Genomic DNA, 13,555 nt, shown 5'->3' on the forward strand with positions numbered 1-13,555 from the left:
ATGTATATGAGCTTTTCAAAAGAAATGGAAATTCTTGATCAGCTATTAAAAGATGAAGGTGAAAGTGATCGTATCCCAAGAAGAACTAATCGAGCAGAATACCCTTTATCATTTGCCCAAGAGCGGCTTTGGTTTATCCAGCAGTTAGATCATCACAGTGCAGCGTACAATATCCCCTTAGCGATTAGATTGGCTGGTGCTCTTGATACAGAAAAATTGGAACGCTGTTTTAATAAGGTCATTGAAAGGCACGAGGTGCTACGTGCAACATTTAAGAAAGAAAATGGGAAAGCGAATCAGCATATTATTTCAGCCCAGTATTATCCTATTTCTTTACACGATTTAAGTACACTCTCTTATGCTGAAAGAGAGAATGAGGCCAGAAGTGTTGCTCAGAAATTAGCCTGTAAACCGTTTGACTTGAGTGAAGGGCCTTTATTCCGTATTCAATTAATAAAATTACAAGCGAATGAACATATCCTCGTTCTGATCATGCATCATATCGTATCAGATGGTTGGTCTACAGGAGTGTTGATTAATGAACTGACTAAGCTGTATCATGCGAATGAAGAAGAATGGAATGAGATACTCCCAGACCTATCTATCACATATTCTGACTATGCAGCTTGGCAGAGAAAAAAATATGAAAACGGTGATTATCAGAAGCAACTGGAATACTGGAAAAAGATAATAGGAACAGAATCGACGAAGCTTGCACTTCCTTATGATTTCCCTAAAGCGAATGCGGCTAGTCAATATGGTGATGTTGAGTGCTTCACAGTTCCGTTGTCGGTGACAAAAGCGGTTAAGCACACGAGCCAAAAGCTAGGAGTATCAGCTTTTACAATCTTACTTTCCGCATACTATCTATTCTTATTTCGGTACTGCAACCAAAAAGAAATAATAGTGGGAACACCTGTGGCGAATCGTAACCAGTTTGAAACTGAGTCACTTATTGGCTGTATTGCGAACACGATTCCATTAAAAATGAATGTTGAAAGCGATTCTACTGTGAAGGATTTCATTGCAGAAGTAAGTCGTACAACATTAGAAGCTTATCAGAATCAGGATGTTCCTTTCGAGAAAATAGTAGATGAGCTTAAAGCTGAACGTACACTATATCAATCACCAATATTTGAAACGATGTTTACATTTCAAAATCAACATCGAAACTTAATCACTTTAGATCGGAGCATAGAGACACAACCGTACCACTTACAGTTAGATGCAAGCAAGTTTGATTTATCCTTATCAATCATGGAAGTGGATGGAGAATATGACTGTGTATTTGAATATCGAACAGAGCTTTTCAGGCAAGATTCAATTAAACGGATGGCCAGTAACTTTATTTGTATATTAGAAGGAATGGTAGATGAGCCATTAAATACGATTCATACGCTTCAGTATATGGATCAAGAAGAGCAGAAACTAATGAGTGTAGCATCGTCCTTAGTCTATAAAAAGGGAGATATGATTTTTCAGCGCTTTGAGCATCAGGTGCTACAGAACCCTGATGTGATCGCAGTTGATGACGGTAAGCAAAGGCTATCGTATGCGGAATTAAACAATAAATCCAACAAGTTAGCTAGATATTTGCGGAGAAATGGTGTAAATACAGAAGCGAAAGTACTCATTCAATTGGACCGTTCAATAGATTTAATCATTGCAATTTTAGGTGTATTAAAAGCAGGTGGGACCTACATACCCGTTGACCCAGAGCAACCTGCTGAAAGAACAAAGTATATCATCAACGACGCTAAATGCGAGTATATGCTTACAAAATCAAAATATATGAAAGATAACCAGCTGGAATTGGATCAACGAATCCTGTATATAGACCTGCATGATCAGAGGTGGTTAAAAGAGGAAGAAAAGAATTTAGCATCTGTAGGAATGTCACCTGATCAAGTCGCTTATATGATCTACACATCAGGTTCAACCGGGAAGCCAAAAGGAGTGTGTAATACACATTACAATGTCATCCGCTTGTTTGATAGCGCTGAACAACATTTTGATTTTGGCCGTGATGATGTCTGGACCCTCTTTCACTCTATAGCGTTTGATTTCTCGGTGTGGGAGATGTGGGGGGCCCTACTTAATGGTGGAAAACTCATGATTGTACCGCATGAGCTACGTAGAAATCCTGAAGCATTTTACAAATTCATGAGTGAAAATCGTGTTACTGTTTTAAATCAGACACCTTCTGCATTTAAAGTAATTGTTCGGTTGGCGAAGCACACTCAGCATCCTCTGTTTCTTAAGTACGTTATTTTCGGAGGAGAAGCATTAGATTATCAAGACTTGACAGCATGGTTTGAATATCATGGCGAAAAAACAAAAATGATTAACATGTATGGCATCACAGAGACAACGGTTCATGTCACCTATAGGGAGGTGAAGAAGTCAGATGTAACTGGAAATCAAGGTAGCTTCATAGGACAACCTTTAAATGATCTTACCATTTATATATTGAATGAGGACTTACTTCCAACACCAATTGGCGTTCCTGGAGAAATTTATGTGAGTGGAGCAGGCTTAGCGAGGGGATATTTTAATCGTCCCTCCCTTACTGCGGAGCGCTATATCCCCAACCCATTCAAATCCGGTGGACAAAGGCTATACCGTACAGGGGATATTGCCAAGCGAACGGTGAACGGAGACATAGAATATCTAGGTAGATCGGACGACCAAGTAAAGGTTAAAGGGCACAGGATTGAATTAGGGGAAATAAAAGCCACTATTGCAGAGGATCACAGGGTAGAAGATTGTGTGGTTTTAGTGGGATCGAACAGTAGGAATGAAAAGGAGCTTGCAGCTTTTATTACGTTTAAGCAAAAGGAAGAAACTGAAGAACAGGTACGAGAATTACGCAATCATTTAATTGATAAGTTGCCGAGATACATGTATCCAGCTCATATTATAGCTGTTGACACTATACCGATGAATGCAAATGGAAAGGTTAACAAAGAGCAATTATTGACTCTACGTACTGAAAGCGCTGCTTCTCAAGGAGGTAGGCCACAAACAAAGACTGAAAAAGAGTTGGTTGCCGTCTGGGAAAAAGTATTAGGAAGAAATGGTATAGGGATACATGATAATTATTTCTCACTCGGTGGAGACTCGATAAGGAGTGTTCAAGTCATATCTGAGCTACAAGAAATGGGATATGAACTTGAAGTAAAAGACATGTTCCTTAACCAAACGGTTAAAGAATTGGCAGAATACTTGGAACAGAGCGAAAGTCGTACAACAACGTATAGGCGTACAAAGCCATTTGAACTCATTTCAGATAAAGATCGGTCAGCGTTAAGCGAGGCAATAGAAGATGCGTATCCACTTACAAAGCTACAAGAAGGGATGCTTTTCCACATGGAACAGTTTCCTAATCAACCGATTTATCACAACATCGATAGTGTGCGACTGGAGGGTGCATTAAATATTGACCTATTTAATGAAGCGGTAGCAAGCGTTGTGGAAAACAATGTAATGTTACGTACCTCCTTTGACATGTATTCATATTCCGTACCATTACAACTTGTACACAAAAAAGCAAAGCTACCTGTTGGTTATCAAGACATTAGACATTTATCCGAACAAGAGCAGGAGCGAGTCATTGATGAGTATGTTGAACAAGAAAAAATGAATAAGTTCGATTTAAATAAACCGAGTCTGTTAAGGTTCTATATTCACCAGCGAACGGCCGAGACATTTCAATTCACGCTTACAGAGTGTCATCTAATATTTGATGGGTGGAGCTTAACATCAACGCTTAGTGAAATCTTTGACCTATACTTTGATCTGCTTGAAAATAAACGTCAAATGACGGAAAGCAAGGAACTGAATGTACGGTTTAGTGATTTCATACGCTTAGAACAGGAATCGATAAATAGTGAGGAACAGCAAGAGTTTTGGAAGAGCTACCTTGACGATTGCCAACTACTAAAATTTAATCATTTGACCCCTGAAACAAAGCATGAATCAGTGGAAATCCATAGAAGAATCGTTTCATTACCACAGACTGTTAAGAAAAAGTTAAAGCAAATAGCTGCAGATCATAGCGTGACGTTAAAAAGTATGGTATTAGCCGCTCATATTAAAGCTTTGCAGGTTATTTCAGGGCAATCCGATGTCTTGACTGGGTTGGTTTCAAACGGAAGGATGGAAGTGAAGGATGGGGAGAAAGTAAAGGGACTATTTCTAAACACACTTCCATTAAGACAGAGAGTGCAACAGGGTACGTGGATCGACTTTATTCATCAAACATTCAAGATGGAACAACAGATCCTGCCGTACAGGAGATACCCGTTGCCCGAGATACAGAAAACTGTAGGACAATCTCCATTATTTGAAACAGCGTTTAACTACGTTTACTTTCATTCAATGGAGCACTTGTTTCAATCGAAAAAGCTTAAGTTTATTGACTTTAATAAAAACTCAGCAAATGATACCCATTTTTCGTTAATGGCTAACTTTGCTGTACATCCACCACATTACGATATTCAGTTAACTTTAGCTTTTGATCGGAATCGTTTTTCAGAAGAAAAGATGGACTCTGTTGCTGATATCTATCGTAATATCCTAATACAAATCGCTTCTGATCCTTTGATAAATCATAACAACCGTTCCTATCTAGCTGACCAGGAATATAAAAAGGCAGTGTACAAATGGAATGAAACTGATAGAGGATATGCTGAAAGTGGTTTGACGATTCAACAATTGATCGCCAAGCAAGTTAAACGGACACCAGAACATCCTGCGGTAGTGTTTCAATCGGAGAAGATGACTTATGCAGAGCTAAATCAAAAAGCTGATCAGGTTGCTCAGTTTTTAAAGGCACAAGGAATCTCAAATAACGCTTTTGTTGGTGTATATCTTGAACGATCCTTAGAGATGATGGTTGCATTATTAGGGATTCTTAAAGCAGGATGTGCTTATGTACCATTGGACACATCCTATCCAGAAGAACGAATCAAGTATATGATAGCTGATGCTGGTGTTGAGTGTATCCTTACAGTGAAACATCAACTAAACAATATTTTGAGCATGAGTAATGATACACCGCAGGACTGTTATGACATACTCGAAATTCTTAGTGCCCAAGAAAAGCAACCAAGTTCTGATTTTGAGTATCATAGGGGATCAACAGAGGATATTGCTTATATGATTTATACGTCTGGATCAACAGGAAATCCAAAAGGGGTAATGATTCCACACAAAGGGATTGTAAACCGTCTTCTGTGGATGCAAGAGGAGTATCAGTTAAACAAGGAGGATCGAGTGCTTCAAAAAACACCTTTAAGCTTCGATGTTTCTGTATGGGAGTTATTTTGGCCACTGATTACAGGTGCAAGCTTAGTCATCGCTAAGCCTGAAGGTCATAAAGATAGCTACTATTTAGCAAAGCTAATTAAAGAAGAACAGATCACCACTTTACATTTTGTACCTACAATGCTGCAAGAATTTCTGAATGAAAAAGAATCAGAGAACTGTACAAGCTTAAAAAGGGTGATTTGTAGTGGTGAGGCTCTTGCCCCAGAACTGAAAGATCGCTTCTATAAAGCATTAAATTCACACCTGCATAATTTATACGGCCCTACAGAGGCATCGGTAGATGTGAGTTATTACGCCTGTAAACAAGAGGATTCTTCAGTTTGGATCGGAAAACCGATTGCGAATATACAGCTCTATGTTCTAAACAAGGATTTGCAACCTGTAGGGGTAGATAGAATAGGAGAGCTGTTTATCAGCGGCATAGGATTAGCGACAGGATATGCGAACAAGCCTAGTTTAACTGCAGAGAAATTTATACCGAATCCTTTTTCAAAAAAACAAGGCATGAGAATGTATAGCACAGGGGACCTAGTACGCTTATTACCAGACGGAAATATCGAATACATTGGTAGAAAAGACAGCCAAGTAAAAATCCGTGGAGTAAGGATTGAGTTAAAGGAAATCGAGTCTGCAATGAGAAGCCATCATCATATTAAAGAGGCTGTTGTCGTATTCAATAAGACAGCTAATAGAAACAAAGACTTGCTCGTTGCATATGTTGTTCCAGTGGAACGTGCTGAGTTATCTATAACGAAAGTAAAGAAGTATATTTCAACACGTCTCTCTGACTATATGCAGCCAGACCGAGTCATATTTTTGGACAAAATGCCTGTATCACCAAATGGGAAAATTGACCGAAAAAGTTTGCCAGACCCGTCGGAGGATAGACCAGATCTAGATGCACAGTATGTAGCACCAGAAAAACCACTTGAAAAAGAACTGGTGGAAGTATATAAAAAAGTTCTGAATCTTGAGCGTGTTGGAATACTCGATAACTTCTTTGAATTAGGAGGGAACTCCTTAACAGCCGTATTTTTGATCAATCATATAGAAAAGTTAACTGGACAGAAGTACCCAATTAATTTGATCTTTGAAAATCCACAAATAAAGGACTTAGCACATGAAATCATGCATCGCAACACATGGGCGGGAGGAATAGAAAACCTTAGAAGAAAGGATGGAAATCAGGAGAGTAGGGGGATGCTTGTAGATATTCAACCTAATGGAGAGAGACAAGCGTTATTCTTTTCAGCTCCACTAGGAGGAATCTTACCTTCTACTGTTGTTGCTGGGATAATAGATTTCTCCCATGCGCTTGGGAAAAAGCAACCGTTTTTCGGCATCCAAACCCCACCTTTATCTGGTGAACTATCTGCAAAATTGAATCTGGATCAACCGTCTTTCATTGAACAAATGAATGTCGTCCGAGCCTGGGAACCAGATCAGGAGATACTCCCAAAGCTAGCGAAAGAAAGTATTAGTATGATCAGGGAAAAGCAACCAAGTGGTCCATACGTCTTAGGTGGGTTTTGTACAGGCTCACATTTAACACTTGAGATTGCTAGTCAGCTAGAAAAGGAAGGTGAGCATGTTAAAGAAATTATAATGATTGACTCGTTTGCTCCAGGGTATACCGTCAACGGGGGCGAACAAGAAACACCTAAAGAGTACATTTTTGACGAGAACGACCCAGTATATATTGGTCAAATGTCACAATCCTTAGCTTGGTTCACTTGTAGGGAAATTGGCATAAATAAAGTGAGCCAATCCGTTCAAGAGGTTGCAGAAAGGATTAAATGTTTACCAGGCATGGATCAACGTTGGGAGTATATTACGGATGTATTAATTGCTAGTGAAGTGGTACCGATAGATACTACGTCGTCCGAGACGTACAGATTATACGTATTGTATAAGCTTAATACTGAAGCAACAAGAGTTGCGTTGAATGATTACCATCCTAAAAAAGTGAATAGTGATATAACATTATTCATTGCTAAGAACGGATTTGAGGCCGAACTGCATCAGGATCATACGTTGGGCTGGTCGCAGGTAACCTTCGGAAATGTGAATGTTAACTATGTATCGGGAGACCATTTAACAGTCTTAACAGTTCCAAACGTGTATGAGATTACGGATATCCTGGACAAACGTCTACGGTCTAAATAAAGAAGGGGGAGTATGAATGAGTATATACAAATATCTGTTTTCCATTTCCAAAAAGAATGTGCTTTATGCTCTGATTGCTGGTCTCATTAGTGGGGCCAGCAGTACAGGTGTCATCGCTGTCATAAACCACACCATAAACAATCAGCAAAGTACGGGTTACCATATTGTATTAGCGTTTATCGCCTTGTGCTTAACGATGCTTTTGAGCAGTTTAGTGTCTGGATATTTATTGATTAAGCTTGCACAAGGGTCAATCATCAATTTACGTATTAACCTGAGTAAGCGCATTCTATCAACCCCACTTAGGAAGGTAGAACAGAATGGCTCTCACAGGCTGTTAGCATCGTTAACTGACGATGTAATGGCAATCGCGAATGCTATTACGGTTAGTCCAATGCTGATCATTAATCTTTTCATTGTTCTGGGATGTCTAATCTACATGGGATGGCTATCCATATCAGTGCTCTTCATTGGACTAACATTTATGACGATAGCATTTTTTAGCTACCAAATGCTGATGAAGATAGCTAACAAATATCTAGCAAGTGCGAGAGAGGAACACGACTCACTTTTTAGACATTTTAAATCACTTACAAGCGGAACAAAAGAATTAAAAATGAGCAAACAGCGTCGAATAGATTTCTTCGATAAGCAGTTAACACCAACAATAAGGGGTGTTTATAAGGACACTGTAAAAGGCATGACAATATATACTGCAGCTGGAAACTGGGGACAAATGCTATTCCTGTTTTTTATTGCGCTGGTCATCTTCTTTATTCCCCAGCTTAACCTAGTCAGTACAGAGATATTAACTGGATATACGCTATCGATTTTATATATGATCACACCTTTGGTTACAATCCTTAATGTCTTTCCAAACTTCGGGCGTGCCAATGTGGCTCTTAGGAAGATTGAAAAGCTCGAACTCGCTACAGAGGATGAAGAGTTGATGAGCAATCGAGAACAGTTACCGAGTAGTTTTAACGAGATCAGACTAATAGATTTAACCCACACGTATTATCGAGAAGAGGAAGATCATAACTTTACACTCGGACCAATCAATTTGACCTTCAAAGAAAATGAGCTCATCTTCCTCGTAGGTGGTAACGGGAGTGGAAAAACAACACTAGCCAAACTGATTACCGGGTTATATGAGCCTGAAGGGGGGAGGATAGAGGTCAATGGTCAGCCTATCACAGATAAGCACATTGATCATTACCGCCAGCTCTTTTCTACAGTGTTCTCAGATTTTTATCTTTTCGAGCAATTTATTGGTATCTCAGAAGACAAAGTAAAAGAGGAAGCGGAAGAGTACCTGCGGCTTCTTCAACTAAATCATAAGGTAAAGGTTGAAGAAGATCGCTTATCAACAACAGATCTGTCAGGAGGACAAAGGAAGCGACTTGCGTTGTTAGTTTCATATCTGGAGGATAGACCATTTTATGTATTTGATGAATGGGCGGCAGATCAGGATCCGCTGTTCAAAGACTTCTTTTATACAAAACTTCTACCAGCTTTGAAAGGTAAGGGCAAGACGGTGCTTGTAATCTCACATGATGATAAATATTTCAACGTGGCGGACAGAATCATTAAGATAGACTACGGGCAAGTGATAAAAGATGAGCCTATTGAAGCACTATCACAGCAAGCAGCTGAGTAATCGGTGGGTTGCCACATATGCTATTTAAGTAATAGAAGATTCATTATACAGAAACTTCATTGAAAGGGGGTGATAAACCATGGAGAACACAAACATCCAATATAAAGTTGTATACAATCACGAAGAACAGTACTCAATTTGGCCAGCTCATAGAGAGCTGCCGAACGGATGGTTTGAGGAGGGTACGATTGGAGAGAAGGAAGAATGTCTTCAACGGATCGAGGAAGTATGGACAGATATGAGACCACTAAGTCTAAGAAAGCAACTATCTAAGGCTGAAGGCAATTAATATAAAGCTTTATACATGTATTGATCTTTTAAAAAGGGGTGCATACGTGAGGTGAGCAACACTAGATATGAAGAAAAGTTACCTGATCTCTATTCTCTTAATAGAGATCAGGCTCAGCAGCATATTCTGAAATACCTAGAGCAGCTATTAATCGAACATACTGAATATGATGCGCAGCTCGAGATCGAAAATGTGAAGATCATGGAATGGGTACAGGACTCATTAACAGCAATTAAGCTAAAGGCACACATAGAAAAAGATATAGGAATAGAGATAGACGTATCTGAACTGTTTGAAGAGCAATCACTATTACAGTTAACAGCAATGATGATTGACCTCGTAGATGAACTGAGGCATTCATCCAGCTCTTCTATTGATTCGGGTGAGGAAAAGGATTTCTTCACTGAAGAGCTACAAAAGATGAGTGACGAAGAGATCAATGAATTATATGAACAAATACAAAAAAGCAAGTCATAAACGGATATTTTACAGGAAGAAGCTATAAATTCCTTAATATTGAGGGGTGAGATAAAGATTTGCAGACAAAAGGTGTAATTGTAACAGGTGGTTCAAGGGGGATAGGAAGGGCAACAGTAGAATTGCTAGCAAGAGAAGGAGTTGATGTTGCTTTTACCTACAACACAAACCATGAAGCCGCACAGGAAGTATGCGAATGCACAAAGCATGACAAAGGGAGAGTCAAGGGATTTCAAGCTAGTGCAAAATCGTTCAGTGAAGCAAAAGAAGTCGTTCATGAAATGACAGCATTTTTAGGGAGAATAGATGGCTTAGTACTGAATGCAGGAATAAATAAGGATATGCCGTTAATGATGATGAGCGAAGAAGACTGGGACAATGTCATTACTACAAACATTGGTGGTGTATTCAATTATACGAAGCCTGTTATTTATCAGATGATGAAGCAAAAGCATGGAAAAATTGTCTGTATCACATCCGTCAGTGGCTTAAAAGGGATATCTGGTCAGACAAATTATTCAGCTTCAAAAGCAGCACAAATTGGCTTTGTCCGTTCTCTATCAAAAGAGGTCGCACGATTTAACATTAACGTTAATGCTATTGCACCAGGGTTTATCGAAACGGATATGTGGTCTTCAATTGCTCAAAAGCAGAGGGAGGAGATTCAACAGGAGATTCCCTTCGGTAGACCAGGAAAAGTAGATGAAGTATCAGAGGTGATTAAGTTTTTATTATCTGATAAATCAAGCTATATGACTGGAAGTGTCATTGTTGTTGATGGTGGCTTAAGCTCATAACCAACAATGGCTATACATTGATATACGCTTGACTAATACAAGGATGGGCACGAATTGAACATCTAAATACACAAATCTTGGAGGGATAATAATGAAAATTTTAAAGGAAGATTTAAAAGAATTAATCGTAGAAATCATTGAGGAAGAGGATTTACAAGATACGGATCATTTTGTTGACGATCTTGGTGTAGACTCGATGATGGCTATTGAAATTGTCGCACAAATCGAAAAGAAATATAAAATTACAATTTCAGAAGAATACTTACCAAAAGTAACTTCATTGAATGACGTTTATGAAGTGGTCACAAATATTGTGGAAAGCACTGTAGTAAAAGAAGGGTAGCTCAATGGAAAGAAAGAGAATTGTCATAACTGGAATAGGTGTACTTACTCCTATCGGTTCAGGAAAAGAAGTGTTCTGGGAGAATTTATGTCAAGGTAAAGTTGGAACAGAAGAAGAAGTGACAGCCTTTAATACAGAAAAATTTGACTGTCATATTGGTGGAGAAGTAAGAGATATTGATCCTGAACAGTTTTTTGAAAAGAATGCTCCTAGCTTAGTAGGGAGAACGACCCAGCTAGCAGTGGCTGCTGCAAAGATGGCTGTCAAAGATGCTAACATACCAGATTTCTGTGCAAATGCTGATAGAGTCTCAGTTTGTATGGGCACGACAATGGGAAACAATAGCGTGATTGAAAAGTATCATGAGAACAGTTTAACGAGTGAGCAAGAAGCGAGTACCGAGTATATGACAAATTATTCTCTAAATCGGTTATCTTCAGTCGTTGCAGAAGAACTAGGCGCAGAAGGGACATGTATGGTGGTCCCTACTGCCTGCGCCGCAGGAAACTATGCGATTGGACTTGGAAAGGATTTGATTGAAGAAGGGAAAGCAGATAAGGCCATTGTAGGTGGTGCTGATGCAATGTCCCGTGTCATATACACAACATTTTCTCGTTTAGGTGCGATGGCTCAAAGCGCTTCAAAGCCCTTTGATAAAAATAGAGACGGCATTAATGTGAGTGAAGGAGCAGGAGTATTAGTTTTAGAGGATTATGAAAAGGCTAAACAACGAGGGGCAAGAATATATGCCGAGCTGCTTGGGCATGGATTAGCATGTGATGCACATCATCCCACAGCGCCTCACCCTGAAGGAGAAGGGGCTGAACAAGCAATTAAAAAGGCTCTCATCGACGCAGGAATATCTGTTGAAGATGTTTCATATATAAATGCACACGGAACGGGTACAAAAGCGAATGATCAAACAGAATCGATGGCGATTAAAAATGTTTTTGGCCCATACGCTGACCAAGTTCCTGTTAGTTCAGTTAAATCGATGTTAGGCCATACTATGGGGGCAGCAAGTGCGATAGAAGCAATCGTCTGTACCCTATCAATCTATCACTCACTTATTCCCCCAACGATGAATATCGAAGTTCTGGATGAAGAATGTTTAAGTAGTGTGGTTGTAAAAGAGCCTATAGCAAAGCCGGTGAAATTCGCTATTAGTAATTCATTCGCCTTTGGTGGGAACATTTCGATTATATCTTTAGGGAGTGTATAAATGATGAATGACCTACAGGATCCAATAGTTATAAGTGGAATTGGTCAGGTTTCACCGTATGGGATTGATAAGGAGCTATTATGGAACGTACTGTTTAAAACAAAAAGCGAAATTGATCAACTGAAAAAAAGTAGGATTGGAAACATTGATGAGGAGAATGGTTTATTCATTCCCTCCGATTGGAATCCAAAAGAGCTATTAGGTAAACGTGGGCTCCAATTCTTGAATGCGAGTACTAAGTATCTAATGGCTGCGACTAATCTAGCTCTAGAGCATGCACAATTATCTAGCGAAACGGTAAATGCCGAAGAATTAGGAGTCGTTGTAGGCTGCAACTATACAGGATTAGCCGTTTCAATAGAATATGATCAAATCGCAATTACGGAAGGGCCAAGATACGTTAGCCCAATGCAAGCTCCAAATATTTTAGCAAATGCTCCTGCATCTCACTTAGGGATTAGGGTACAGGCTCAAGCTTGTAATACAACGATATCTACCGGTCAATGTGCGGGCTTAGATGCACTCGGCTACAGTATGAACCTACTAAAAAGAAACAGGGCCAAATATGTCATCGTTGGTGGTGTTGAAGAGTTAAACGAAAGTGTCATACAGTACCTCAAGCGTTCGGACCATACTCCTAAGAATATGACTGATAAACAAGGGATACCGTATGCACCAGATTCAGCTGGAATTCTGCCTAGTGAGGGAGCTGTCACGGTCATACTAGAAAGAAAATCTACTGCAATCGATAGAGGAATCCAACCTTTAGCAGAGCTGGTTTCTTGGGATAATGTGTTTGCTGCACGGAAGGACGAATCTCATCGAGTTGCAGCGGTGAGAAGAGCACTAACCTCTGTAGTAAATGCAGCTTCAGCATCCATAGAAGATATAGGCCTGATATTTTCAGGGGCAAATGGGGACTATGAAATAGATCGAGTAGAACTGCTCGCATTGCAAGAACTACTAGAAATGGGAGAAAAGCAAGTGAATAGCCCTAAGGTTTTTCCTATCAAATCAGTAGTAGGAGAGGCATTTGGTGCGAGCGGTTTGTTTCAACTGTCAGGAGCTTTAGGCTTTTTAAACAAAAAGAAATGGCCAAGCCCGTATGGAAATGATGCGGATCAAGTTGATCCAACCTTTGCCTCTCTACTGAACTATAATCAAGCGTGGACTGAAGAAAATGAATGTCCATATATTGCGCTTACTTCCCATAGCCGATCAGGAGAAACGAGTGCAATCCTTATTCGTTCAACATAGATTTAACAAGATG

The 13,555-nt window shown here is 39.6% G+C and carries 8 protein-coding genes; all 8 read left to right on the forward strand.

Annotated elements, in window-relative coordinates:
- Window positions 1-6 precede the first annotated feature (6 nt).
- The 8 genes from E2L07_RS06665 to E2L07_RS06700 all read left to right on the forward strand — a co-directional run bounded on the left by E2L07_RS06665 (window position 7) and on the right by E2L07_RS06700 (window position 13,542).
- Complete coding sequence (locus E2L07_RS06665) at window positions 7-7,497, forward strand: non-ribosomal peptide synthetase (RefSeq protein WP_166740037.1); 7,491 nt, start codon at window positions 7-9, stop codon at window positions 7,495-7,497.
- Window positions 7,498-7,513: 16 nt separating this feature from the next.
- Window positions 7,514-9,157 carry a cyclic peptide export ABC transporter gene (locus tag E2L07_RS06670; RefSeq protein WP_134229193.1) on the forward strand — a complete coding sequence of 548 codons (1,644 nt, stop codon included), beginning with the start codon at window positions 7,514-7,516 and terminating at the stop codon, window positions 9,155-9,157.
- Between the two features lie 79 nt (window positions 9,158-9,236).
- Window positions 9,237-9,446: an MbtH family protein gene (locus E2L07_RS06675; RefSeq protein WP_134229194.1), complete on the forward strand. Its 210-nt coding sequence runs from the start codon at window positions 9,237-9,239 to the stop codon at window positions 9,444-9,446.
- Window positions 9,447-9,497: 51 nt separating this feature from the next.
- Window positions 9,498-9,923 carry an acyl carrier protein gene (locus E2L07_RS06680; RefSeq protein WP_134229195.1) on the forward strand — a complete coding sequence of 142 codons (426 nt, stop codon included), beginning with the start codon at window positions 9,498-9,500 and terminating at the stop codon, window positions 9,921-9,923.
- Between the two features lie 59 nt (window positions 9,924-9,982).
- Window positions 9,983-10,720 carry a 3-oxoacyl-ACP reductase FabG gene (fabG, locus tag E2L07_RS06685; RefSeq protein ID WP_134229196.1) on the forward strand — a complete coding sequence of 246 codons (738 nt, stop codon included), beginning with the start codon at window positions 9,983-9,985 and terminating at the stop codon, window positions 10,718-10,720.
- A gap of 91 nt (window positions 10,721-10,811) precedes the next feature.
- Window positions 10,812-11,063, forward strand: a complete 252-nt coding sequence (locus tag E2L07_RS06690) for an acyl carrier protein (protein ID WP_134229197.1) — start codon at window positions 10,812-10,814, stop codon at window positions 11,061-11,063.
- A gap of 4 nt (window positions 11,064-11,067) precedes the next feature.
- On the forward strand, window positions 11,068-12,285 hold the full coding sequence (locus tag E2L07_RS06695) for a beta-ketoacyl-[acyl-carrier-protein] synthase family protein (RefSeq protein WP_134229198.1): 1,218 nt from the start codon (window positions 11,068-11,070) through the stop codon (window positions 12,283-12,285).
- Window positions 12,286-13,542 (forward strand): beta-ketoacyl synthase N-terminal-like domain-containing protein, encoded by a 1,257-nt coding sequence (locus E2L07_RS06700; protein ID WP_134229199.1) that lies wholly within the window; start codon window positions 12,286-12,288, stop codon window positions 13,540-13,542. It abuts the gene before it with no gap.
- Window positions 13,543-13,555 lie beyond the last annotated feature (13 nt).

This window comes from Halalkalibacterium halodurans, assembly GCF_004376175.1.
In the GTDB taxonomy this organism is placed as follows: domain Bacteria; phylum Bacillota; class Bacilli; order Bacillales; family Bacillaceae_D; genus Halalkalibacterium; species Halalkalibacterium halodurans.